We start from the raw sequence: 23,541 nt of genomic DNA on the forward strand, positions 1-23,541 counted from the left end.
CGCCCGGCGGTCAGCGCATCAGCGGCGTGAGGTCGCGGACGACGCGTACGGCGTCGTCGGAGAGGACCGCGGGCCGCAGGCGGACGCCGGAGAGGCCGTGATCCTCGCGCCAGGCGGCCAGTTCGGCGGCGAGCCGCTTCGCGTTGCCCGTGAAGACGCCGGTGTCCGTCGACCACGGCTCGCCGGCGGCGGCGTCCAGCCGCCCGAGCCGGTCCTGGGCGTGGTCCTCGCTGTCCCCCAGCACCACCGCGACGTCCGCGTACACCTGGGTGTGCGCGAAGTCCGGCGTGAGCGCCTCAACCTGACGGAATGCGGCGACCAGTGCGGGCAGCGGGTTCTCCGTCGTGGGCGTGAGGAACACGCGGTCGGCCACGGCGGCGGCGAGCCGGTACGGCTCCAGCGCGTGATGGGCCAGCACCGCGACCGGCGGTGGGGTCGCGACCGGCACGGTCAGAGGTCCGGCGGCCGGATACCGATGTTCACCCGCGGACGGCACAGGGCGGATGCGCCCGGGCTGCCAGAACGCGCCGTCCTCGCCGCCCAGCGCCGCGGCGGGGAAGGTCTCCCAGAGACGGCGCACGGTGCGCACGTGGTCCTCGGCGTCCCGGAACAGGTCGCGCAGCCGCCGCGCGATCCTGGTCGGCACGTAGACGTCCTCCGGCTCGAGGGCGGGTGTGGGAGCGCCTCCGACGACGGCGGCGTCCCGGGCGTCCGCCGAGACCTGCGGGCGCCACACCACCCGGCCGGGTCCGACCGCCGCCAGGGACGCGAGCTGCGCGGCCACCTGGAACGGCGGGGAGTGCGTCACGTTGCGGGTGACGACGACCTCCGGAATGCCGGTGGTCGCCAGCAGGAGCGTGGCGACCACCACCGGGTCCAGCCGCCCTCGCACCCGGCGGCCGGTGTCGTCGGGTGCGGTGCCGAAGCTGTCCGTCCACAGGCCCAGGCCGTCCTCGAGCGTCACGAAGTCGACGCCCCCGGCTGCCGCCGCCCGGCCCCAGCCGGTCCAGTGGTCCCCGGTGAAGAGCGCGGCCGGGTCCGGCCCCGGCGCGTGCGACCACGCCGCCGGGTGCCAGCCCACGCCGTCCAGTGCGATACCCACACGAAATGCTGATCGGTTCGTCATGACGGGATTCCACGACACTCACACTGGTGTGAAGGTCAACAGCGCTTTGTCGAACGCTCGTTGGGCTTGCCTTTGACGTGTACGTCAGGGGTTACGGTCGGCGCTCCGTCCGTCGGGCCGGGCCGGGCCGTCGTAGGCCACGGCCCCGCTTCCTCACCAGGAGTCACCCATGGCCGCTCCGCCCTCCACCACCCGTGCGATCCGCCTCGAGACCTCCCCCGACGGGCTCCCGAAGCCTGAGCACTTCGCCGTCGTCACCCAGCCCCTCGGGCCTCCGGGCCCCGGCCAGGTCGTGGTGCGCAACGACCACTTCCTGGTCTTTCCGGGCCTGCGCACGCTGGTGGGCGGCGAGGTCGAGGGGGTGCCGCTGCCACCGATCAAGGCCGGTGACCTGCTGTTCGGTCCCGCCGTCGGCGAGGTCGTCGCCGCGGGGGCGGACAGCCCGTTGAAGCCGGGGGACACCGTCACCCACCTGCTCGGCTGGCGCGGGCACGCACTGCTGGATGCGGACGCGTGCGCCCCCGTCGGAGAGGCGCTGCCCGACCCGGTGGCCCACCTGTCCTCCGGGTCGGCCGCCTACGGCGCGCTCACCCGGCTCGCCGAACTACGGTCCGGCGAAACGGTGTTGGTCACCGGGGCGGCCGGCGCGGTCGGGAGCCTGGCGGGACCGGTCGCCCGGCTGCTGGGCGCCGGGAAGGTCATCGGCAGCACGCGCTCCCCGGCCAAGGCGGACCGGCTGCTGAAGGAACTCGGTTACGACGCGGTGGTGGTGCCCGGCGACCCGTCCGGCACGCCGGCCGAACAGTTGCGCCGGGCGGCGCCCGAAGGCCTCGACGTGGTGGTGGACACCGTGGGCGGGGAGCAGTTGACCGCCGCCCTCACCGTGGCACGCCGCGGTGCCCGGCTCGCGTTGGTCGGCGCCCTCTCCGGTCAGCTCTCTCCCGGCCTGCGGGGCGGCAGTGCGCCCGTGGAGATCGACTCGTACCGCGTCCTCACCCACGGGATCACCCTGCGCGGCTACAGCGGCGTGGACCACCCCGACGTGCCGGAGGAATGGGTCGCACGGTTCGGCGCCTGGCTGCGCTCCGGGGAGATCTCGTTCCCGCACGTACGGATTCCGGGCATCGAGCGGGCCCCCGCGGCGTTGTGGGAACTGTTCGAGGGGCGGCACTTCGGCACCGTCGTCGTGGAGCTGCCCCGGGAGTGACGGATCGCCTCCGTGCCGTGCGGGCCGGGGCGTGGGACGGAGAGAGGCGGGTCCTCATGCGGATCTCGGACGCGGCGGCGGCAGCCGGAACGACCCCTCGGGCGCTGCGGTTCTACGAGGAGTGCGGCCTCCTGCCGCCCCCTGCGCGCACCCCGGCGGGCCAACGCGTGTACGGGCAGGCCGAGTTGGAGCGCGTCCGGGTGATCCGCGAGTTGCTGGCCCTCGGGCTCACCGTCCAGGACCTGCGCGGCATCGCGGACCGGCTCGCTCCCCTGGCGGAGAATCCCCGCCGGCGCTGCGTCCGAACCGACCCGGCGTCCCCCGCCTCGGGCGTGGTGGACCGCCGGCTGGCGGCGATCGACGCCGAGATCGATCGCCTGAGCCGGCTCCGCGGCAGGCTGGCCGAGCGGACGGGCCGGGACGCGACCCCCCGGAACGGTTCGGCCTCGAGGGGCTGACACCCACGGGTCCCGCCCGCGACCCGGGCACGATCCGTCCCCGGGGCCGGGCGTGGACGCCGGCCTCCCCAGGCCCGGACGGGCCCCCCGGCGCAGAGGTGTCACGCGGGGCAGAGAGGCGCGCCGGGTGCGTCAGAGGGTGTCCGCCCGGCTCGCGCCTCCGGTGCCCTGCACGGCCCCTCGGCCGGCGTCGGGGTGGGCGAGGCCGAGGTGGTCGCGCAGGGTGGTCCCCTCGTACTCGGTGCGGAAGACGCCACGTTCCTGCAGCAGCGGCACCACCGTGTCGGCGAACGCGTCCAGGCCGCCGGGGACCAGGTGCGGCACCAGGATGAAACCGTCGGAGGCCTCCGCCTGGACGAACTCGTCCAGGGTGCGGGCGACGGTCTCCGGCGAGCCGACGAAGGTCTGACGGTTGCCGGTGTGGATGACCAGGTCCCGGATGGACCAGTGGTTGGCCTCGGCCAGCTCCCGCCACTCGCGGGCGGTGGCGAGCGGGTCGCGGTACATCCGCACCTGGGCCCGCCCGCGGGCCACCGTGTGCTCGCCGACGACGGGGTCGACGTCCGGCAGCGGGCCGTCCGGGTCGTAGCCGGACAGGTCGCGGTTCCAGACGAACTCCAGGTGCCGCAGCGCGGTGGCGCCGCTGACCTGCTGCCGGCGCACCTCGCGGGCGCGTTCGGCCGCCTCCTCGTCGGTGTCGCCGAGGACGAAGGTGGCGGACGGGAGGATCAGCAGTTCCTCGGGGGTGCGTCCGTACCTGGCGAGGCGCCGTTTGACGTCGGCGTAGAACGCCTTGCCCTCCTTCAGCGTGCCGTAGCGGCTGAAGATGGCGTCGGCGGAGGAGGCGGCGAACTCCCGTCCCTCGTCCGAGTCCCCTGCCTGGAAGATCACCGGCCGGCCCTGAGGGCTGCGGGGGACGTCGAACCGTCCCTCGACGGTGAACTCCTCGCCCTTGTGGGCGAAGGCGCCCGCCCCTGCGTCCCGCAGGAACCGGCCGCTCTCCTGGTCGGCGAGGATCTCGTCGCCGCGCCAGGAGTCGAAGAGCTCGTTGGCGGTGGCCAGGAACTCCTTGGCGCGGGCGTAGCGGCGGGTCGACGGCAGGAACCCGCCGCGGCGGAAGTTCTCGCCGGTGAAGGCGTCCCACGAGGTGACCACGTTCCAGGCCGCGCGCCCGTCGGTGAGGTGGTCCAGGCTCGCGAACTGCCGTGCCACTTCGTAGGGTTCGTTGAAGGTGGAGTTGATGGTGCCGGTCAGGCCGATCCGTTCGGTGACGGCGGCGAGGGCGGCCAGCACGGTGAAGGTGTCCGGACGGCCGACGACGTCCAGGTCGTAGATCTGGCCGCCCTGCTCCCGCAGGCGCAGGCCCTCGGCGAGGAACAGGAAGTCGAACTTGGCGCGTTCGGCGGTGCGCGCGAAGTGGACGAAGGAGCTGAAGTCGATCTGGCTCCCGGAGTCCGGGTCGCTCCAGACGGTGGTGTTGTTGACGCCGGGGAAGTGCGCGGCGAGGTGGATCTGCTTGCGGGCTGTGCCGGCCCGGCCGGTGGCATTCATGGTGGACGGTCTCCTTCCGGTCAGGCGGTGGACGCGTAGCGGCTGGCGGGACGGTCGAGTCCGAGGAGCCCGCGCAGCGTGGAGGCCTCGTAGGCGCGGCGGAAGGCGTCGCGGCCGCGCAGCTCGGGGACCAGGCCGCGGGTGATCGCGGGCAGGTCGTGGGCGGCGACCGCGGGGCGCAGCCGGTAGCCGGCGAGGCCGCCCTCGCGCCAGTGCAGCAGCAGGTCGGCGAGCTGGGCGGGGGTGCCGGTGAAGATCTCGGCGTCGGAGGTGTACTCCTCACCGGCCAGGTCGTCGAGCCGGTCGCGGCGGGCGGCCGCGAGGGCCGGGGTCTCGTCGAGGAACACCACGAGGTCACCGAAGACGTGCAGGGGTTCGCCCTCCCGTCCGGCGGCGGCCTGTTCGGCGCGGATCTCGCCGACGATGCCGCGGGCGTCGTCCACGTCGTGCGGGGTGACGTAGCCGATGTCGGCGGAGCGGGCCACCAGCCGGTAGGGCGTGGTCGCGTGGGCCAGGGCGGTCACCAGGGGCTGGCCCTGCGGCGGGCGGGGGGTGATGGAGGGCCCCTTGACGCTGAAGTGCCGTCCCTCGAAGTCGATGTAGTGCACCTTGTCCCGGTCGATGAAGCGGCCGGTGGCGACGTCGCGGATCTCCGCGTCGTCCTCCCAGCTGTCCCAAAGACGGCGCGTCACCTCGACGTGGTCGGCGGCCTCGTCGAACAGTTCCTCCACGAGAGCGGGAGGTCCGGCGGCGCCCGGGCCTCCCGACACGTCCAGGGGCGGGATGTCGCGGCGGCCGAAGTGGGCCGTCTCGTCGGACCGGACGGAGACCTTCACCCGGAGGCCGGCCCGGCCGCCGCTCACATGGTCCAGGGTGGCGATCGCCTTGGAGATGTGGAACGGCTCCGTGTGCGTCGCCACCACGGTAGGGACCAGCCCTATGTGCCGGGTCAGCGGCGCCACGCGGGCGGCGGTCAGCACCGCGTCGAGCCGGCCGCGGACCTGGTCGGTGCGGTCGTCCCTGCGGGTGGGGTGCGAGGACTGCTGCGCGAGTCCGTCCTCGAGGGTGACGAAGTCGAGCAGTCCCCGTTCGGCCTCGGCGACCTGCTCCGCCCAGTGACGGGCGGTCAGGAGCCGGTGGGGGCGGGACTCCGGCTCCCGCCAGGCGGCGGGGTGCCAGCCCGCGCCGTCCAGGGCGACGGCGAGGTGCAGCGATGCGGGGCGGGAGACGGGGGCGGTGGACGACGCGGGCATGGCGGAGCCTTCCTGTCGGGCCTGGCGGGTGGGTCTACTGGTTGGTCTTCGGCAGGCCCGGCGGGTTGATCTCGGACTTGGCGACCGCCTCGCCGGACAGCCCCCACCGCTCGAGGACCTGGGCGTAGGCGCCGTTGCGGATGACCTCCTCCAGTGCGGCGTGCAGTGCCTTCACCAGGCCGTTGTCCTTCTTGGTGGTGGCGGCGATCAGGCCCTGGAGGGTGGCGCCGCCGCCCGAGTACGTCCCGACGATCTCGGTCCTGCCCGCAGAGGCCACGTGGTAGGAGGCGGTGGGGCTCGGTCCGAGCCAGAGGTCGATGCGCCCGGACTCCAGCGCGAGGTAGGTGTCCGCCTGGGCCTTGTAGTAGGCGATGTCGACCGGTTCCAGGCCGGCCTTCTTCGCCTGCTCGCTCCACTCGACCAGGATCTTCTCCTGGTTGGTGCCGGTGTCCACGGCGACCTTGCGCCCGGCCACGTCGCGGAAGCCGCGGATCTTCAGGCCGCTGCCCTTGCGGGCCTCGAACGCGAGGTCGTCCTTGCGGTAGCTGGCGAAGTCGTACTTCTCCTTGCGTTCCTCGGTGACGGTGATGTTGCTGAAGCCGACGTCGTACTTGCCGCTGTCCAGGCCGACGAAGATGTTCTCCCAGGAGACGGGGGTGTACCGGAGCTTCAGTCCGAGGGCGCCGGCGACCAGGTGGGCGATGTCGATCTCCACGCCGATGCGGGTCCTGTCGTCGGTGGCGTAGAAGCCCAGCGGCGCCGAGCTGTCGGCGGAGCCCACGATCTCCAGCGTCCCGCGGGCCCGGATCGCCTTGGGCACCAGGGCGGCCGCCGCGTCCGACTTCGGGGTGGTGACGCGTTTCTGGTCCGGCGAGTTGTTGATCTTGGTGGTGCCGGATCCCTTGGGGTCCCGCACCTCCGTCGTGCCCCCGTCGTCGGGGCCGGCGCAGGCGGACAGCGCGACGCCGGTGATGAGGGAGAGGGCGAAGGCGCGGCGGTTGATGGGGGCCATGGCGGGCGGGACTCCTCGGGTGTGGGCAGGACGGGGTGGGAAGGGAGGTCAGAGCACCTTGGACAGGAACGCCCGGGTGCGCAGGTGCCGGGGCCGGTCCAGCACCTCGGAGGGCGGGCCCTGTTCGACGACGACGCCGTGGTCCATGAACACGACGCGGTCGGCCGCCTCACGGGCGAAGCCGATCTCGTGGGTCACCACGACCATGGTGGTTCCGGTGCGGGCGAGGTCCTTGATGACGTCGAGGACCTCGCCGACCAGTTCGGGGTCGAGCGCGGAGGTCGGCTCGTCGAAGAGCAGCACCTTGGGCTCCAGGGCGAGGGCACGGGCGATCGCCACCCGCTGCTGCTGGCCTCCGGAGAGCTGGCGGGGGTAGGCGTCCGCCTTGTCGGCGAGGCCGACCCGGTCCAGCAGCCTCGCGGCGGTGGCCACGGCCTCCTTGCGGGGGCGGCGCAGCGCGGAGACCGGAGCCTCGATCAGGTTCTCCAGCACGGTCAGGTGCGGGAAGAGGTTGAAGTTCTGGAAGACGAACCCGATTCGGGTCCGCTGGCGCAGGACGTCCTTCTCCTTGAGCTCGTGCAGCCTGTCGCCGCGGCGGCGGTAGCCGACGAGTTCGCCGTCGACGCTGATCCAGCCCTGGTCGACCTTCTCCAGGTGGTTGATCGTCCGCAGCAGGGTGGACTTGCCGGAGCCGGAGGGGCCGAGCACCACGGTCACCTCGCCGGCCCGGACCGAGAGGTCCACGCCCCGCAGCACCTCCAGCTGGCCGAAGCTCTTGCGCACGCCGCGGACGTCCAGCATCACCGGCCCCGCCTCGGGCTCGGGGGTGTTCGCGTGGTCGCTCATGAGGTGCCTCCGGGGCGTCCGTGGGTGTCGCGGGCGGCAGGGCCCGCCTCGGCGGAGCGCAGGGTCCGCACCAGCCGGCGGGCCCGCTGCAGCGGGGTGGGGGGCGGGGTGCGGTCGGCGCCGCGGGCGTAGCGGCGCTCCAGGTAGTACTGGGCGATGCTGAGCAGCGAGGTCAGGAAGACGTACCAGGCGGTGGCCACCATCAGCATCGGGATCACCCGGCCGTTGCGGCCGTAGACCACCTGCACCTGGTAGAAGAGCTCGCCGATGGCCATCACGTAGACCACCGAGGTGCCCTTGAGCAGGCCGACGACCTCGTTGCCGGCGGTGGGCAGGATCGCCCGCATGGCCTGGGGCAGCACGATCCTCCGGACCTGGCGCGCCCGGGGGATGCCCAGCGCCGCGGCGGCCTCCAGCTGCCCGCCGTCGACGGCCAGCACGCCACCGCGCACGATCTCGGCGGCGTAGGCCGCCTGATGCAGGGAGAGCCCGATGAGCGCGGCGCCCATGGTGCCGATCAGGTTGTTGCTGTCCACCGACCACAGCACCGGTCCGAACGGCACGCCCACGCCCAGCTCACGGTAGAGGGCACCCAGGTTGAACCAGAACACCAGTTGGACGATCATCGGGATGGAGCGGAAGACCCACACGTAGGTCCAGGCCACCGTGCGCAGCACGGGACTGCGGGACAGCCGCATGAAGGCCAGCAGCGCGCCCAGAAGGAACCCCAGCACCGTGGCGAACGCCACCAGTTGCAGGGTGACGCCCACCGCCTCGACGATGGTCTCGGACAGGACGTAGGAGAGGAACACCTCCCACTCCCAGACCGGGTTGGTCACCAGGCCGTGGGCGAACTGCGCGCACAGCACCAGCACGGCCAGGACCGCCGCCCACCGCCAGGGGTGGCGTGCGGGGACGACCGTGAGACCGGCCAGGGGGTCGGCGTCGGGCGGGGCCTCCTGGCCGCCGCCCGGCACGGCCGCGCGGGTGGGCGCGGAGTCGGTGGTGAATGCCATGGGTCGTGTTCCGATCGGTGAGGTCGTGCCGGCGGGCCGGCGGGACGGTCCGCCGGCAGGGGCGTTCAGCGCTGCTCGGGCGGGTTGATCCGTGACTTCTCGATGGCGGACTCGGCGGTGCCCCACTTCTCGAGGATCCGGGCGTAGGTCCCGTCGGCGATCAGCTCGTCGACCGCCGCCCGGAAGGCGGGCGTCAGGGGCGACCCCTTGCGGAAGGCGAAGCCGACGTCCAGCCGGTGGTACTCGCCGAGGAAACGGGTCCCCGCCGCGGGTTGCGCGGCCTGGTACCTCAGGCCGTTGATCGTCGACATGACGACGTCGATCCGGCCCTGCTGGAGCGCCGTGACCACGGCGCCGTTCTCGGAGTACACCTTGACGTCGTAGGGCTCGCGTCCGGCCTTCGCGCACGCGCCCTTGTTCTCCTCCAGGGTGGCCTCGAAGGTGGTGCCCGCCCCGGTGCCGACCGTCAGGCCGCACAGTTCGGTCAGGTCCTCGACCTTCCCCTTGACGCCGGTGCTGCCCTTGCGCACGGCGAAGCCCTGGCCGTCGTTGACGTAGGTGACGAAGTCGATGGTCCTCAGGCGTTCCTCGGTGACCCCGAAGTTGCCGGTGCCCACGTCGTACTTGCCGCTCGACAGGGCGGGCAGGATGGTCTCGAAGGACGCGTCCTGGCGCTGGAGCCGCAGGCCCAGTACGCGGGCGACCGCCTCGGCGATGTCGATGTCCTGGCCGGCGGGCGGCCGGTCCTGCCCGTTCGGGTAGTAGGCGGCCGGCGGGGAACCGATGGAACTGCCGATCCGCAGCGTGCCCTTGGCCCGCACCTCGGCGGGGAGCAGGGCGGCCACCGGCTCCACCTCGCGCACCTCGGCCACCGGGTCGTCCGACGGGGCGGGCGAACCCGCTCCCGCCGGCGCGGCTCCCGTGCCGGGGCCGGCCGTGCCGGAATCCCCTCCCCCGCCCCCGCACGCCGTCAGCCCGATGGCGGACAGCAGTGCCAGAGCCGTCAGGGCTCGGCGGAGGCGCGGCGCGGTACGCGTTGAGGTCACAGGTCCAGGGCCTTTCCGGTGGCGACGCGGGACGGCAGGTGTTTCTCGAAGGGGAGCAGGCCGACGTGCTCCGGGTCGGCCTCGGTGTCGAAGAGCGGCGTGTAACCGGTGGTGAGGTAAAGCCCCCGCGCCTCGGGCTGGCGCGGCCCCGTGGTGAGGAAGAGGCGGTGGTAGCCGGCCTGCCGTGCCTCGCGCTCCAGCTCGGCGACGACGCGCCGCGCCAGACCGCGCCGCCGGTGGGCGGAGTGCGTCCAGATGCGCTTGAGCTCGGCCGTGCGGGCGTCGTACCGGCGTAAGGCTCCGCCGGCCACCGCCTCGCCGTCGTGCAGGAGCAGGATCAGCAGGCCGCCGTGGGCGGGAGTGAACACCTCGTCCGGGTAGCGGCCGAGCTCCTCCGCCGCGTCGCCGCCGTAGCGGCTGGAGTACTCCTGGCGCAGTTCGTCCAGCAGGGGCCGCACCCGCGGGTCGGACACCTGGACCCGGAGCACGGACAGGTCCCGCGCGGCGGGAGGGGAAGGGTCTTCTGACGTGGTGGTCATGAGGGCACGCCTCTCTCGGCTCCCGGGCGGGAGCGGAAGACGGGTATGCGGAGGGAGCCGCGCCAGGAGCGCGGCAGGGCGGCGATCGCGAGAGACGGAGCGCCGGGACGGGCAGCGTGCGGCCGGCTCACACCCGTGGCGGCGGCCGACGCGGACGTCGGGCGCTCAGAGGTGCGACAGAGGGATCTCGGCCCGCGACGGGGTCACCGAGGGAGGGATCGGGCCGTTCCTGACGGCCTGCGACTGCCCGGTCAGCAGGGGCGACACGAGGCGGACCACACCCGACCGAAGTCGATGTGGCCGCGCGTGACGAGGCGCTGCTGGCGGGAATGCATGCGGACCATTGAGCATCACCCAGGGCGGTTCGTCAACAGGCCGTCCACGGCGCGGACTTGTTGACACGTGTGCGGGACGGCGGCGTACGGTGGGCGGGCCGGCCGTGTTGAGGGACACGCCGGGCGTGACGACCACCGCCCCCGGGCGCGCACCTTCCCGCGCCCTCGGGACGCTCTCCGACGCCCCGCCACTCCCTCCCGGAGGACCTCCATGGTCACCCCGACCGGTACTGCCTCCTCTCCCCCGGCCACGCCGCTCCCCTTCCCGCGATCTCCCGTCGACCTGCCCGCCGTCGTGCCCCGCAGGCGTCCCGGCCGCTGGGCCGCCGGCGCTCTCGGGCTGCTCGTCCTCGCGATGGTCCTCAACTCGGTGGCCCGCAACGACGCGTTCCAGTGGGACGTGGTCGCCCGCTACTTCACCACCGCCGCCGTGCTGGACGGGCTGCTGCTCACCCTGTGGCTGACCGCCGTGGTCATGGTGCTCGGCTTCCTGCTCGGCACACCGCTGGCCGTCATGCGGCTTTCGTCCAACCCGGTGCTGCGCACGCTGAGCTGGGGCTACGTGTGGATCTTCCGCTCCACGCCGCTGCTCGTGCAGCTGCTGTTCTGGTTCAACATCGGCGCCCTGTACCCGCGGCTCGGGCTCGGCGTGCCGTTCGGACCGCAGTTCGTCTCCGTCGAGACGGTGAACCTGCTGGGGCCCACGCTCACCGCGGTCGTCGGTCTCACCCTGCACGAGGCCGCCTACGCCGCCGAGGTGGTCCGCGGCGGCGTCCTGTCGGTGGACGGCGGGCAGACCGAGGCCGCCCAGGCCCTGGGCCTGAGCCGGTGGCGGACCCTGCGCCGCGTCGTGGTCCCCCAGGCCATGCGCTCGATCGTGCCGACCGCCGGCAACATGCTGATCGGCACCCTCAAGGGCACCAGCATCGTCAGCGTGCTGGCCGTGCACGACCTGCTGTTCTCGGTCCAGCTGGTCTACAACCAGACCTACCAGGTGATCCCGCTGCTGCTGGTGGCCACCCTGTGGTACGTGGCGGTCACCACCGTGCTCGGCGTCGGCCAGTTCTACGTCGAGCGCCGGTACGCGCGCGGGGCGGCGCGGGCCCTGCCCCCCACCCCTCTGCAGCGGTTGCGGAGCAGGCTGCGGCCGACGGCGCCCGGCAGCCGCCGGGTCCCCGGCCCCGCGGGCGGTGAGCGGTGAGCGCCGGGACGCGCCCCGCGGTGCTGGCCGTCGTCGGAGCGGGCCCCCGCGCCGTCGGCCTGCTGGAGCGGATCGCCGCGAACCTGCCGGAACTGTGGCCTGGCGATGCCGAGTTGCACGTCCATCTGGTGGATCCGCATCCGCCAGGGCCGGGGCGGATCTGGCGGCACGACCAGTCTCCCCTGCTGCGGATGAACTCCATGGCGGAGGACGTCACCATGTTCACCGACGAGTCGTCCACCGTGGAGGGTCCGGTACGCACCGGTCCCTCGCTCGCCGAGTGGGCCGCGCAGTTCTCCGGGCGGGCACCCCGGCAGGATCCCTACGTGGAGCCCGCCGACCCCGGGACGCTGGCCGAACTCCGCGGCCTCGCGGGCTCCGACTTCCCGACGCGGAGGGCGCAGAGCGCCTATCTGGACTGGGTGTTCCGCCGGGTACTGGCCGAACTCCCGGCCCGGGTGCGGGTCGAGTGGCACGCCACCACCGCCACCTCGGTCACCGGTCCGCCCGACGGCCCGCAGCGGGTCCACCTGGCGGACCGTGCCCTGCCGGTCACCGCCGACCTCGTCGTCCTCGCCCAGGGCCATCTGGACGCGGCGCCGCCCGCCGAACACGACGCACACGCCGAGTTCGCGCGCCGGCACGGCCTGTTCCACCTCCCACCCGCCTACACGGCGGACGTCGACCTGTCCGGGCTGCGCCCGGGGCAGCACGTGCTGGTCCGGGGTTTCGGCCTCGCCTTCGTCGACCTGATGTCCCTGCTCACCGAGGGCCGCGGCGGCGTGTTCCGCGAGGGGTCCGACGGCGAACTCGTCTACCGGCCGTCCGGCCGCGAACCGGTGCTGCACGTCGGGTCGCGGCGCGGCGTGCCGTACCACTCCAAGACCCACTACCCGCTCCAGGGACCCCGGCCCCCGCTGCCGCGGTACTTCGGCCCCGCCCAGGTGGCGGAGCTGGCCGCGACGGGCCCGGTCGACCTCCGGCGCGACGTCCTGCCGCTGATGGCGAAGGAGATCGGCTTCGGGCACTACCACGAACTGTTCCTCGCCCACCCGGAGCGCACCGCCCTGCCCTGGCCTGAGTTCGAGGCCGCCTACGACCGTCTCGAACCGCACGGGACCGGCCTGGCGGAGCTGGTCGCCACGGCGGTGCCGGACCCCGCAGACCGGCTGGACCTGGAGCGGCTGGACCGGCCGCTGGACGGCCTCTCCTTCGCCACCCCCGAGGCGTTCCAGGAGCACCTGCGCCGCTACGTCTCCCACGACGTCGCGCGGCGCGCGGACCCGGCGCACAGCGCCGACCTCGGCGCGTTCCTCGCGCTGCTCTCGGTCTACGGGAACCTCGCGCGTCTCGCGGCGACGGGAACCCTGACCGCCCGCTCCGTCGCCCGCGACCTCGACGGCTGGTGGCAGGGCTTCTTCAGCTTCCTCGCCTCCGGCCCGCCCGGCTTCCGGCTGCGGCAGCTCCTCGCCCTCTCCCGGGCGGGCGTGGTCCGGTTCACGGGAGCGGACCTGCGGGTGGGGACGGACGAGGGGACCGGCACGTTCACCGGTGTCAGCCCGTCGGTCCCGGGGCACACCGTGCACGCGACGGCGCTGGTCGAGGCCCGCCTCCCCCGCTCCTCCGTGCTGCGCACCACCGACCCCCTCCTGCGGGACCTGCACCGCAGGGGGGCGGTCACCGAGGAGGTGCTGGCCGACGCGACCGCCACCCACCGGTCCGGGCTGCTGACGGTGACGCACCCGGACGGCGGCCTGGTCGACCCCGGGCTGGGCGGCCGTCCGCACCCGCGCCGGGTGGCCCTGGGCGCGCCGACGAACCAGCGGGCCGTGGCCGCCTTCGCCAGGCCCCTCACCAACGCGCCGGGATTCCAGCAGAACGACGCGACGGCCCGGAGCCTGCTGCGGTCCCTGGCCTCGCTCCCCCGGGAGACCGGCGCGCCGGGCGCCCCTGGCCCGGCCGACGTCCCCGGCGCGTCCCGCGTTCCCGGCGTTCCCGGCACAGTCGGCGTCCCCGGCGCCTCCGCCGCGGCCGGCGCTTCCGGTGCCGTCGACGTCCCTGACGTTGTTCGGTGTCCCTGACGCCGTCGCGTCGCTGACGTCGCCGGTGCGGTCGGCGCCACCGGCGCAACGGGCAAGCCCCGCGCGGTGGGCATCCCCGCCACGGCCGGCATCCCGGCGCGGTGGGCGCCCTCGCCGCGGCCGGCGCCTCCGGCGCACAGGGCGCGTCCGCCGCGCCGTCCCGTCCCCGGACATCGCCGCGGACGGTGCAGCCCCCGGATGCCGGCGGCCCCCGCGCGTTCCTCGCCGACCGACGCGTCGTCTCTCACACCGAGGGGGACCGCCCGCCGGCCCCGCCCGTCCCGTACGCACACGCCACCCGGCAGCCGGCCGCGGCGACCCCGTCCCGCCGGCCCCACGGACTCCGGGAGGGGTCGCTGCGGGAACGGGGGACGGGGACCGGTGTCCCGGAGAGGGGCCGAACGCAGCGGCCGCGGGCCGGAACCGCACCATGGGTCCCGGCCCGCGGCCGTCGGTGCGCCGGCCGCACCGGTCAGCCGGGCTGCCGCACCGGCTCGGGCGCCGTCCGCCGCGCGTACGCCGCCCAGTCCACGATCTGCACCGCCGCGCCCGCGGCCTCCTCGCCCCGGCAGCGCGCGTGGTGCCTGCGAGCGATGCCGTCCAGGTCGAGGTGGGACCCGAAGGCGGGGTGCGCCGCGAGTCCCCGTGCGTACGCCCACAGCCGGGGATGACCGGTGATCCGGTGCACCGCGGCGGCGTCCAGGTGGTGGCGGTGCACGGTGTCGAGCTGCAGCAGCGTCGCCCACACGTGGACGTCCGCGAGGGTGAGCTCGTCGCCCGCCATGTGGTCCTGGAGGGCTAGCCGCCGCTCCAGCGCCTCCAGACCCTCCAGCAGGGTGGCCAGTGCGGCGTCGCGCGCCTCCTGGTCCGTGCCGGGCAGCCCGGCGCGCTGGGCCGCGCGGCCCATCTCCTCGCAGAGCCGGTCCACGCCCCCGATCGCCTCCTCGGCGCCGTGCGGGAGCAGGTCGGGGTCGCCGGCGCCGAACTGCCGGACCAGGTCGCGCAGGATGTCGGGTGTGTGGGTGCTGACGATCCGTCCGGTCCAGGTGTCGTGGAGCACGGGAGCGGCGGCCGGTCCCGGGTACTGGTGGGAGCTGGCCTCGTACAGCGGGCGCAGGAGCCGGTGGCCGCCGTCGGGACCGTCCGGCACGGCGGGCAGCAGTGTGACCGGCAGGCCGTCGCCCAGGCCGAGCAGGCTGTGGGTGACGGCGATCCGCAGGCTCTGCGGACAGGAGACGGAGAGGTGGAGCCGGTAGCGACGCGCCGCGGCGTAGTAGCCGCTGCGGGCGTCGCGGCCGATGCGGCCGCGGAAGGACGGCACGGCGGAGGGCGAGATGGCGGACATGGGTCTCCCTGGGATGCTCGGCGCGGGTGCGGGAAGGCGCCGGCGCGCGCGGTCCCGCGCGGCCGGGACGGGATGCCTGCGCCAACCGGTCAGAGGTGACCGGCGGCGACGGCACCGCCGTGCGGGCGCCGTGCGGCACTGCACACACGCATGAGATCGATGTGGCGGCGGGAGGTCAGCAGGGGCAGCGGGCGGACGGCGACGCGGACGGCGTCGCTCCCGAGGTCCGGTCCCGCACGGCCCATGTGATCCCCCATCGATTCACCAGGGTTCCTGAACGGAGTGTCAGGCGGTCCTCGAGCGGCGTCAAGGGACCGGGTACGGTCCGTCGCCGGCGTCTCACCCTGTGGAAGGAGGAGGTCCACCCCCGGGCGGCCCGGGACGGCCCGCGAAGGCGTCCCGGAGGAACGACGCGGACGCCCCGCCGGCGGACCGGCGGGGCGTCGTGGACGGCCGTCACGGGCGGGCGGCCGCCGGCACGGATCACAGGGCGGAGCAGGCCGCCCCGTTCAGGGTGAAGGTGGCGGGAGCGGTGTTGGCGCTCCCCTTCGAGGCGAGGAAGCCCAGGGTGACGGAGCCGCCCGCCGCGATGGTGGTGGTGTAGGAGGCGGGGGTGACGGTCACCGCGGCGCCCGACTGGGCGACGGTGCCGCCCCACATGTTGCTGATCTTCTGGCCGTCGGCGAAGGAGAAGGCGAGCTTCCAGTTGCTGACCGCCGTGGTGGCGGTGTTGCGCAGGACGATCTCGCCCTGGAAGCCGCCGGACCACTGGTTGGTGATCTTGTAGCCCACCGCGCAGCTGCCGCTCGGGGTGTCCCCGCCGGGCTGCGTGGTGACCTGCAGGGTGGCCGAGTTGGCCGAGCGGTTGCCGGCCGCGTCGCGGGCCCGGACCGCGAAGGTGTAGGCGGTGCCCGCGGACAGGCCGCTCACCGTGGCGGAGGTGGTGGCCGAGGTGGCGACCACGGTCTGCGAAGAGCCGTCGACGCGGACCACCTCGTAGCCCGTCACGCCAACGTTGTCAGACGAGGCCGACCAGGTCAGGGCCACCGAGCTCGAGCTCACGGTGGACGCCTTCGGGGTGCCGGGGGCGGTGGGCGCCTGAGTGTCGCCGCCCGTGCCGCCGGAGTAGATCGTGGCCTCGCGGGAGGTCTGGGCGATGCCGTTGGCGCCCTTGAAGAAGCGGGTGCCCCAGCTGGTCAGGGAGGCGGCGTCGAAGGTGGTCGCCATGTCGAGGTACTCGACCCCGCCGCCGTTGCCGCTCCACGACCAGCCGATGTAGCCGATGCCGAGGGACTGCGCGGTCGCCATGATGGCGTCCTCGTCCGGGTTGCCGTCGCTGTGGTCGTGACCGAACTCGCCGACGACGATCGGGAGTTTGTTGGTGACGAAGGTGTTCAGGTAGCTCTGCACCTCGGCCGCCGTGTCGTACACGCCGTACATGTGGATCGAGAAGACGGTGTTGCGGTCCGGGTCGGAGGCGAAGACCGAGGCGGCGTTGTCGCGCATCGTGTTCGACCAGTCCTGGCCCCAGTTGGGCGCGTCCACCATCAGCGCGTGCCGCAGGCCGGCGCCGCGCAGTTTGGCGATCGCGTTCTTGGTGGCGTCCGTCCAGCCGGTGTAGTTGTTGTTGCCCCACGGCTCGTTGCCGATGTTGATGACAACGTAGTCCTCCTGGCCCGCGAGAACGTCCTTGAGGCCGATCCAGTAATTCGCGGCCTGCTCCAGCGTGCCCGCGGCGGACTCCTCGCCGTACCCGGTGGTGTCGTGCACCTCCAGGACGCAGATCAGCTTGTTGGCCTTGCAGCGGTCGACCACGGCCGCCACGTCGGAGGCGCTGTTGGCGGTCCACCGGTGCCCGTCGGCGAGCACGACGCGGACGGTGTTGGCGCCGAGCGCCTTGATGTCGGCGAACGACTTCGTCTGACTCTGGTACCAGGTGTGCGCGTGGTTGACCCCGCGCATCACGAAGGGGTTGCCGTTGCTCTCGACCACGCGGCCGTCGGTGACGCGGAGGCCGGCCGGGGCGGCCGCCGCCTGGGCGGGCTCCTTGGCCTGGGCGGGTGCGGCGCCGAGGGCGAGCAGCCCGAGGAGCGTCGCCAGGGTGGCGATCACGGCCGCGAGGGGCCGTCGTCTTGGTGCGCGTGCGGTTCTCACTCTGCCTCCAGCAGTCCGGCGCCGGCTGTGTCCGGCCACCGGTGAGGGGGATGCGCGGATAGGGGGACAGCAGGTTCTCGGGCCGTCGGCGCGAGAGGGTGGAACGCATACTTGGGAGCGCTCCCATGAATCCAGCCGGAAGGGTCCACGTCAAGGTTGAGGATGCGCCAACCGCACGAACTGTTGTATGCGACACGGGACTTGACCGACCCGCACGTCACGGGGGTCGCACGCGCCCCCGCCACCCCGCACGCCCCCGCAACACCCCAGGGCGAGCGTGGCGCGATCGGACGTTGCCCTTCCGCCGCACTTTACGCACCCTTGACGTGGGAGCGCTCCCAACGAGCCCGACGCTGAAGCGACGTCAACTCCGCCCCGTGATCCACCCCGGCACCACGCTTGATCCATTCCGACCTGCGCGTCGTCGACGGTTCCGCTCCGGCGAGGCGCCGTGTTGCGGGCCCGTGAGGCGAAAGTTGCGACGAAGTTTCGTAACAAAAATTGTCCTCCGGGGCGCAACTCCCCGTCCTGTTCGCTAATTTCTCGCCTCGCAGCGGTAAACGGCGCCTCACGGCACAGCTTGCGTTTCGATGCGGTACGAAAGTTTCGGTGAGGCGCCGTCCAAGCCGACCGTTGCCTGTTCGATCCTGGCCACCCCCAGCGAAGGGTCGCAAGACAATGAAGATGCAGTCCTTGTGGCACACAGCCGCAAGAAAGGCGGTCGTCCTCGGGACGGCGGGCGCCATGGCCCTCGGAGGAATGGTCGCCCTGGCCGGCTCGGCCGAGGCGGCGACCACCCTCGGCGCCGCCGCCTCCGCGAAGGGCCGCTACTTCGGTACTGCGGTCGCGAACAACCGGCTCAGCGAGACGGACTACGTCAACACGCTGAACACCGAGTTCAACTCGGTGACGCCGGAGAACGAGATGAAGTGGGACGCGGTCGAGCCCAGCCGCGGCAGCTTCAACTTCGCCAACGCCGACAAGATCGTCAACCATGCCAAGAGCCGCAGCATGCAGGTCCGCGGCCACACCCTGGTCTGGCACTCGCAGCTGCCCAGCTGGGTCGGCTCGCTGAGCGCCGACGAGCTCCGCAAGGCCATGACCACCCACATCACCGAGGTGATGACCCACTACAAGGGTCAGATCGCGGCCTGGGACGTCGTCAACGAGGCCTACCAGGACGGCAGCAGCGGCGCCCGCCGCAGCTCGCCCTTCCAGGACAAGCTGGGCGCGGGGTACATCGAGGAGGCGTTCAAGATCGCGCGCTCCGTCGACCCGGCGGCCAAGCTCTGCTACAACGACTACAACACCGACGGCGTCAACGCGAAGTCGACGGCCGTGTACAACATGGTCAAGGACTTCAAGTCCCGTGGCGTGCCGATCGACTGCGTGGGCTTCCAGGGGCACTTCAACTCCAACTCCCCGGTGACCGCCGACTTCCAGCAGAACCTCGAGCGCTTCGCCGCTCTGGGCGTCGACGTCCAGATGACCGAGGTGGACATCGAGGGCTCCGGCTCCACGCAGGCCGCCGACTACGAGAAGGTCGTCAAGGGCTGCCTGGCGGTGAGCCGTTGCACGGGCATCACCGTCTGGGGCGTCACCGACAAGTACTCCTGGCGATCGAGCGGCACCCCGCTGCTCTTCGACGGCAACTACCAGAAGAAGCCGGCGTACACCGCCGTCCTCAACGTGCTGAACGGCGGCACCACCACGCCTCCGACCAGCCCGCCGCCGTCGACGTCGCAGCCGCCCACCAGCCCGCCGCCCGCCGGCAGCGGTTCCTGCACCGCGAGCTTCAAGGCCGACTCCTCGTGGTCCGGCGGCTACAACGCCACGGTGACCGTCAAGGCCGGCAGCGCCGCCATCAGCAAGTGGACCGTCACGCTGACCATGCCCTCCGGGCAGACCATCGCCTCGCTGTGGAACGGTGTCGCCACCACCAGCGGCAGCACGGTGACGGTCAAGAACGCCCCCCACAACGGCTCGCTCGCGGCCGGCGCCTCGACCAGCTTCGGCTTCACGGCGAACGGTGGCAGCACCGCTCCGACCGTGGCCGGGTGCTCGGTCTCCTGAACCCAGGCCCTCGGGCCTGACGGGGGACCTGCCGGTCCTGCCGGGACGGAGGACGTGCCCCCCTCCCCCGGCAGGCCGGTCCGGTTCCCGTGACCGTGCCCCCCACCACGGTCGGCCGCCGGCCACACGCCTTGTGGCCGGCGAACACCCCCCAGGCGCCCCCGCCGGATTCTCCGGCGGGGGCGTCGGCGTTCCGCGTTCACACCGTCCGTGGCGCGTGTCCGCCGGTCACCGGCTGCCGAGGCATTCCCAGAAGCGCTGGACGACGCCGTCGAGGTAGTTCTTCCCCTCCTCGCCGGAGGTGGCCGCGCCGGTGGCCCGGCTCAGCGTCCTGGCGATGAGGTTCTGGTACTCGCCGTGCATGAGGCGTAAGGGTTCCTGCAGTTCGCGTTTCTCCATCGACAGCAGCCGCGCGACGGCACGGATGTGCGCCTGCCACCGGGTGGAGACCGCCTCCACGAGCAGCGCCGCGAGCTCACCCTCGAGACCGGTGACGGCGACCATGTCGGGCGCCGTCAGCTGGAGGGTGCGGCCCAGCTGGGTGGACTGGTACGCGCTCCCCGTCCACCGTCCGGTCTCCTCCATGCGGAGGTAGTCGCCCACGCCCATGCCGATCGAGTGGGCGACGTCCTCGGGGGCCATCCCGCGGGCCAGCCGGTGCTCCCGCAGGGTGCGCGGCGCGCCCATGAGGTCCCCGGGAGCACACCACAGGGCGCCGGCGAGCGCGGTCAGTTCCTGGAGGCTGGGCATGGCGACGCCACGTTCCCAGGCCGCGATGTGATCGGGCGTCACGTAGCTCATCCCGTAGGAGGCGCGCATTCCGTAGGCGACATGACCGGGGGCCATCCCGAGCCTCTCGCGCAGTGTGCGGGCAGCGCGTGCGTTGAAAGGGAGTGGTGGGTGCACGGGCGGAGACTATGCAGTCACGGGGCGTTGTTCCATGGCCACTGTCTGCGGTGTCCCGGTTGGGCGGGATAGATCACCACGAGGTTCGTAGCTACCTACGAGAACTTGATGCATGATCAACTCGGCGTATACACAGAGGAGTTGTGACCTGACGCGGGATGCGTATGATCCGCACCGCGAGACGCCGCACACACGTTCGTCACATCGTGCGGCGTGCTCCGTCCACGACGGCGCCCTCGCATCTCCCCCTGCCCGTTCGTCCCAGGAGACGTCATGCACAAAACAGATGCTGGTCCCGCCGCGCCGCCCTCCGGCGGCGGTGGTGGCGGCGGCGGTCTGGACCGGTTCTTCCGCATCAGCGAGCGGGGATCGACCCTCGGCCGGGAGGTCCGCGGCGGACTGGCCACCTTCTTCACCATGGCGTACATCCTGGTGCTCAACCCGATCATCCTGGGCAGCGCCAAGGACAAGTTCGGCGACCAGCTCGACGTCCCGCAGCTCGCCACGGCCACCGCCCTGGTCGCCGCGGTGATGACGGTGATCATGGGTGTGGGCGGCAACCTCCCGCTCGCCCTCGCCGCCGGTCTCGGGCTCAACGCGGTCGTCGCCTTCCAGATCGCCCCGCTGATGGCCTGGGACGACGCGATGGGCCTCGTCGTGCTCGAGGGCCTGCTGATCTGCGTGCTGGTGATGACCGGTCTGCGCGAGGCGATCATGCACGCCATCCCGCAGCCCCTGAAGCAGGCGATCAGCGTCGGCATCGGCCTGTTCATCGCCTTCATCGGCTTCGTCGACGCCGGCTTCGTCACCCGCATCCCGGACGCCGCCAACACCACCGTGCCCGTGCAGCTGGGCACCGGCACCCTCGGCGGCTGGCCGATCCTCGTCTTCTGCCTCGGCGTCCTGGTGACGATCGTGCTGCTCGCCCGCAAGGTGAAGGGCGCCATCCTCATCAGCATCGTCCTGATGACGCTGCTGGCCATCGTCATCAACGCGCTGGCCGACGTGAAGAGCTGGGGCCTGACCACCCCGGCGCTGCCCGACAACCCGGTCGCCAGCCCCGACTTCGGGCTGCTCTTCCAGTTCGACCTGCTCGGCTCCTTCGGCCAGGTGACCGTGCTGACCGTGGTCCTGCTGATCTTCACGCTGATCCTGTCGGACTTCTTCGACACCATGGGCACGGTCGTCGGCGTCACCGCCGAGGCCGGACTGCTCGACGAGCGGGGCCAGGTTCCCGGCCTGAGCCGCGTCCTGCTGATCGACGGCGCCGCGGCGGTCGCCGGCGGTGTGGCCTCCTCCTCGTCCGCCACCACCTACGTGGAGTCCGCGGCCGGTGTCGGCGAGGGCGCCCGCACGGGCTTCGCCAGCCTGGTCACGGGTGGCCTGTTCGCCCTCGCGCTCTTCTTCACCCCGCTGCTGACCATGGTCCCGATGCAGGCGGCCTCCCCCGCGCTGGTGGCGGTCGGCTTCCTGATGATGACGCAGGTCCGGCACATCGAGTGGGACCGCTACGACGTGGCGATACCCGCCTTCCTGACGATCACCGTCATGCCGTTCACGTACTCGATCACCAACGGCATCGGCGCCGGCTTCGTCGCCTACGTGGTCATCAAGGCGTGCCTGGGCCGGGCTCGCGAGGTCCACTGGCTGCTGTGGGGCACCGCGGTGCTCTTCCTGGCCTACTTCGCCATCGGCCCGATCGAGATGCTGCTGGGCGTCAAGTAGGGCGCGCCTCCCCCGCGACCGGTGTCCGGAGGCGGCCTTCGCGGCCTCCGGACACCGGCCGTGACCGATGACCGGATCGGTCCGCCGCCGGACCCGATGGGGCCTGTCCCGGGCCTCCGTCGGTGGCCGAGGCTTGAGGGCATGAACAGAGCGCTGATCGTCATCGACGTCCAGGAGTCCTTCCGTGCCGGCCCGCAGTGGGAGGCGATCTCCGACCCGGAGATCGCCGGCAAGGTGAACCGGCTGGTCCGCCTCGCCCGCGCCGCCGGCGACCTGGTGGTGTGGGTGCTGCACTCCGAACCCGGCACCGGCGGCCTCTTCGACCCGGCGCTCGGCCAGGTGCGCCTGATGGAGGAGCTGCGGCGGGCGGAGGGCGAGCCGCTGATCCACAAGACCTCCCACAACGCGTTCACCACCACCAACCTGCAGCAACTGCTCACCGAGCGCGGCATCGGCGAGCTCACCGTGTGCGGCATCCGCACCGAGCAGTGCGTGGAGACCACCACCCGGGTCGCCGCCGACCTCGGCTACCGGGTGACCTTCGTCGTCGACGCCACCGCCACCGGTCCGATCCCGCACCGCGACGCCCCCACCGGCCGGAGCGTCGCCGAGATCCTGGCCGACCCGCGCACCCTGCCGGCCGAGGAGGTCGTCCGGCGCACCGAGTACGCCCTCTCGGGCCGGTTCGCCACCGTCACGACGGTCGGCCGGCTGGAGGCCGGGGCGGCTCTTCCGGCATGATGACCGGATCGTGAGCCGAGTCGTCTTCCTCCTGGTGCCCGGAGTCCATCTGCTGGACCTGGCCGGCCCCGCGCAGGTCTTCTCCACCGCGGCCGACCAGGGGCACCGCTACAGCCTCTCCTACGTGGCCGAGCGGTCTCCGGTCGCCACCGCGCAGGGTCTGCCGGTGGCGGCGGACACCGCGTGGCCGCCGCTCTCCCCCGAGGACCTGGTCCTCGTCCCCGGCTGGCGGACCGACGGCCGCAGCGGCGGCCCGCAGGCCGGGGACCCCGCGCTGCGGGTGCTGCGGGAACACCACGCGCGGGGCGGCACGGTGGCCAGCGTCTGCGCGGGGGCGCTGGCGCTGGCCCGGGCCGGTCTGCTCGACGGACGCACCTGCACCACCCATCACGACGTGCAGGAGGCACTGGCCAGGAGCCACCCGAAGGCCCTGGTGGTGCGCGACGTCCTGTTCACCACGGACGACAGGGTGATCACCTCGGCCGGCATCGCCAGCGGCATCGACCTGGCCCTGCACCTCGTCGCCACCCGCCACGGTCCGGCGGCCGCCGCGCGGGTGGCCCGGCAGATGGTGGTCTACGCCCGCCGCAACGGCGACCAGCCGCAGGACAGCACCATGCTCCGGCACCGGTCCCACCTCGACGACGTGGTCCACCGGGCCCAGGACGTCCTGGACGCACGCTTCGACCGCCCGCTGCGGCTGGCCGCCCTGGCCGCCGCCGTCGGCGTCAGCGAGCGCACCCTGTCCCGCCACTTCCCCCGGGCCACCGGCCTCACCCCGCTGCGCTACCAGCAGGCGCTGCGGCTGGAGCACGCCGAGCACCTGATCGGCCACGGGGCGACGGTGGAGGCGGCGGCCCGTTCCGCCGGGTTCGAGGACCCGCGCATGCTGCGGCGGCTGCGGGGCCGCGCGTCCTGAGGACGGG

19 protein-coding genes are annotated in these 23,541 nt (G+C 72.9%); 8 read left to right on the forward strand and 11 right to left on the reverse strand.

Going from position 1 to position 23,541, the window contains the following annotated elements:
• Positions 1-10 precede the first annotated feature (10 nt).
• Positions 11-1,102: an LLM class flavin-dependent oxidoreductase gene (locus ABT026_RS02910; protein WP_351111470.1), complete on the reverse strand. Its 1,092-nt coding sequence runs from the start codon at positions 1,100-1,102 to the stop codon at positions 11-13.
• 193 nt (positions 1,103-1,295) lie between these two features.
• On the opposite strand from ABT026_RS02910, the gene ABT026_RS02915 reads away from it, so the two are divergent.
• Together ABT026_RS02915 and ABT026_RS02920 are read left to right on the forward strand one after the other, a co-directional pair.
• The gene (locus tag ABT026_RS02915) at positions 1,296-2,333 is read left to right on the forward strand and encodes an MDR family NADP-dependent oxidoreductase (RefSeq protein ID WP_351111472.1); all 1,038 of its coding nucleotides are present in this window, start codon (positions 1,296-1,298) and stop codon (positions 2,331-2,333) included.
• A gap of 56 nt (positions 2,334-2,389) precedes the next feature.
• Complete coding sequence (locus ABT026_RS02920; RefSeq protein ID WP_351111473.1) at positions 2,390-2,791, forward strand: MerR family transcriptional regulator; 402 nt, start codon at positions 2,390-2,392, stop codon at positions 2,789-2,791.
• A 132-nt stretch (positions 2,792-2,923) separates the two neighbouring features.
• Here the strand turns inward: ABT026_RS02920 and ABT026_RS02925 are convergent, their stop codons facing one another.
• From ABT026_RS02925 to ABT026_RS02955, 7 genes are all read right to left on the reverse strand, one after another.
• Entirely contained in the window at positions 2,924-4,342 is a 1,419-nt protein-coding gene (locus ABT026_RS02925; RefSeq protein ID WP_351111475.1) for an NtaA/DmoA family FMN-dependent monooxygenase, read from the reverse strand.
• A 20-nt stretch (positions 4,343-4,362) separates the two neighbouring features.
• Positions 4,363-5,595: an LLM class flavin-dependent oxidoreductase gene (locus ABT026_RS02930; protein WP_351111477.1), complete on the reverse strand. Its 1,233-nt coding sequence runs from the start codon at positions 5,593-5,595 to the stop codon at positions 4,363-4,365.
• A gap of 34 nt (positions 5,596-5,629) precedes the next feature.
• A complete protein-coding gene (locus ABT026_RS02935; protein WP_351111479.1) occupies positions 5,630-6,607 on the reverse strand; it encodes an ABC transporter substrate-binding protein in 978 nt (325 codons plus the stop codon).
• A gap of 48 nt (positions 6,608-6,655) precedes the next feature.
• Entirely contained in the window at positions 6,656-7,453 is a 798-nt protein-coding gene (locus ABT026_RS02940; protein WP_351111481.1) for an amino acid ABC transporter ATP-binding protein, read from the reverse strand.
• On the reverse strand, positions 7,450-8,469 hold the full coding sequence (locus ABT026_RS02945) for an amino acid ABC transporter permease (RefSeq protein ID WP_351111483.1): 1,020 nt from the start codon (positions 8,467-8,469) through the stop codon (positions 7,450-7,452). The genes ABT026_RS02940 and ABT026_RS02945 overlap by 4 nt, the downstream gene beginning before the upstream one ends.
• Positions 8,470-8,534: 65 nt before the next feature.
• Positions 8,535-9,476, reverse strand: a complete 942-nt coding sequence (locus ABT026_RS02950) for an ABC transporter substrate-binding protein (protein WP_502967889.1) — start codon at positions 9,474-9,476, stop codon at positions 8,535-8,537.
• Positions 9,477-9,511: 35 nt separating this feature from the next.
• The gene (locus ABT026_RS02955; RefSeq protein WP_351111487.1) at positions 9,512-10,054 is read right to left on the reverse strand and encodes a GNAT family N-acetyltransferase; all 543 of its coding nucleotides are present in this window, start codon (positions 10,052-10,054) and stop codon (positions 9,512-9,514) included.
• Positions 10,055-10,600: 546 nt separating this feature from the next.
• Between ABT026_RS02955 and ABT026_RS02960 the strand changes: the two genes are divergently transcribed.
• Positions 10,601-11,590 carry an amino acid ABC transporter permease gene (locus ABT026_RS02960; protein ID WP_351111489.1) on the forward strand — a complete coding sequence of 330 codons (990 nt, stop codon included), beginning with the start codon at positions 10,601-10,603 and terminating at the stop codon, positions 11,588-11,590.
• Complete coding sequence (locus tag ABT026_RS02965) at positions 11,587-13,671, forward strand: FAD/NAD(P)-binding protein (RefSeq protein WP_351111491.1); 2,085 nt, start codon at positions 11,587-11,589, stop codon at positions 13,669-13,671. The genes ABT026_RS02960 and ABT026_RS02965 overlap by 4 nt, the downstream gene beginning before the upstream one ends.
• Before the next feature lie 472 nt (positions 13,672-14,143).
• Here the strand turns inward: ABT026_RS02965 and ABT026_RS02970 are convergent, their stop codons facing one another.
• Together ABT026_RS02970 and ABT026_RS02975 are read right to left on the reverse strand one after the other, a co-directional pair.
• A complete protein-coding gene (locus ABT026_RS02970) occupies positions 14,144-15,016 on the reverse strand; it encodes a glutathione S-transferase C-terminal domain-containing protein (protein ID WP_351111493.1) in 873 nt (290 codons plus the stop codon).
• Positions 15,017-15,499: 483 nt separating this feature from the next.
• The gene (locus tag ABT026_RS02975; protein WP_351111495.1) at positions 15,500-17,170 is read right to left on the reverse strand and encodes a cellulase family glycosylhydrolase; all 1,671 of its coding nucleotides are present in this window, start codon (positions 17,168-17,170) and stop codon (positions 15,500-15,502) included.
• Positions 17,171-17,914: 744 nt separating this feature from the next.
• Between ABT026_RS02975 and ABT026_RS02980 the strand changes: the two genes are divergently transcribed.
• Entirely contained in the window at positions 17,915-19,243 is a 1,329-nt protein-coding gene (locus ABT026_RS02980; RefSeq protein ID WP_351111497.1) for a glycoside hydrolase family 10 protein, read from the forward strand.
• Between the two features lie 228 nt (positions 19,244-19,471).
• On the opposite strand, the gene ABT026_RS02985 is transcribed toward ABT026_RS02980, so the two are convergent.
• Positions 19,472-20,089, reverse strand: coding sequence for a helix-turn-helix domain-containing protein (locus ABT026_RS02985; RefSeq protein ID WP_351111498.1), 618 nt, complete (start codon positions 20,087-20,089; stop codon positions 19,472-19,474).
• A gap of 333 nt (positions 20,090-20,422) precedes the next feature.
• Between ABT026_RS02985 and ABT026_RS02990 the strand changes: the two genes are divergently transcribed.
• The 3 genes from ABT026_RS02990 to ABT026_RS03000 all read left to right on the forward strand — a co-directional run bounded on the left by ABT026_RS02990 (position 20,423) and on the right by ABT026_RS03000 (position 23,534).
• The gene (locus ABT026_RS02990; protein WP_351111500.1) at positions 20,423-21,874 is read left to right on the forward strand and encodes an NCS2 family permease; all 1,452 of its coding nucleotides are present in this window, start codon (positions 20,423-20,425) and stop codon (positions 21,872-21,874) included.
• Positions 21,875-22,015: 141 nt separating this feature from the next.
• Entirely contained in the window at positions 22,016-22,615 is a 600-nt protein-coding gene (locus ABT026_RS02995) for a cysteine hydrolase family protein (RefSeq protein WP_351111502.1), read from the forward strand.
• A 10-nt stretch (positions 22,616-22,625) separates the two neighbouring features.
• Positions 22,626-23,534: a GlxA family transcriptional regulator gene (locus ABT026_RS03000; RefSeq protein ID WP_351111504.1), complete on the forward strand. Its 909-nt coding sequence runs from the start codon at positions 22,626-22,628 to the stop codon at positions 23,532-23,534.
• Positions 23,535-23,541 lie beyond the last annotated feature (7 nt).

It is taken from the genome of Streptomyces sp. NPDC002734 (assembly GCF_040295685.1).
In the GTDB taxonomy this organism is placed as follows: domain Bacteria; phylum Actinomycetota; class Actinomycetes; order Streptomycetales; family Streptomycetaceae; genus Streptomyces.

Bases quoted from the DNA above. Each gene is read 5' to 3' on its own strand.
- ABT026_RS02940 (WP_351111481.1), bottom strand. From the start codon at position 7,453: ATGAGCGACCACGCGAACACCCCCGAGCCCGAGGCGGGGCCGGTGATG.
- ABT026_RS02985 (WP_351111498.1), bottom strand. From the start codon at position 20,089: ATGGCCCCCGGTCATGTCGCCTACGGAATGCGCGCCTCCTACGGGATG.
- ABT026_RS02920 (WP_351111473.1), top strand. From the start codon at position 2,390: ATGCGGATCTCGGACGCGGCGGCGGCAGCCGGAACGACCCCTCGGGCG.
- ABT026_RS02930 (WP_351111477.1), bottom strand. From the start codon at position 5,595: ATGCCCGCGTCGTCCACCGCCCCCGTCTCCCGCCCCGCATCGCTGCAC.
- ABT026_RS02990 (WP_351111500.1), top strand. From the start codon at position 20,423: ATGCACAAAACAGATGCTGGTCCCGCCGCGCCGCCCTCCGGCGGCGGT.
- ABT026_RS02970 (WP_351111493.1), bottom strand. From the start codon at position 15,016: ATGTCCGCCATCTCGCCCTCCGCCGTGCCGTCCTTCCGCGGCCGCATC.
- ABT026_RS02980 (WP_351111497.1), top strand. From the start codon at position 17,915: ATGGCCCTCGGAGGAATGGTCGCCCTGGCCGGCTCGGCCGAGGCGGCG.
- ABT026_RS02915 (WP_351111472.1), top strand. From the start codon at position 1,296: ATGGCCGCTCCGCCCTCCACCACCCGTGCGATCCGCCTCGAGACCTCC.
- ABT026_RS02995 (WP_351111502.1), top strand. From the start codon at position 22,016: ATGAACAGAGCGCTGATCGTCATCGACGTCCAGGAGTCCTTCCGTGCC.
- ABT026_RS02960 (WP_351111489.1), top strand. From the start codon at position 10,601: ATGGTCACCCCGACCGGTACTGCCTCCTCTCCCCCGGCCACGCCGCTC.
- ABT026_RS02935 (WP_351111479.1), bottom strand. From the start codon at position 6,607: ATGGCCCCCATCAACCGCCGCGCCTTCGCCCTCTCCCTCATCACCGGC.
- ABT026_RS02945 (WP_351111483.1), bottom strand. From the start codon at position 8,469: ATGGCATTCACCACCGACTCCGCGCCCACCCGCGCGGCCGTGCCGGGC.
- ABT026_RS02955 (WP_351111487.1), bottom strand. From the start codon at position 10,054: ATGACCACCACGTCAGAAGACCCTTCCCCTCCCGCCGCGCGGGACCTG.
- ABT026_RS02925 (WP_351111475.1), bottom strand. From the start codon at position 4,342: ATGAATGCCACCGGCCGGGCCGGCACAGCCCGCAAGCAGATCCACCTC.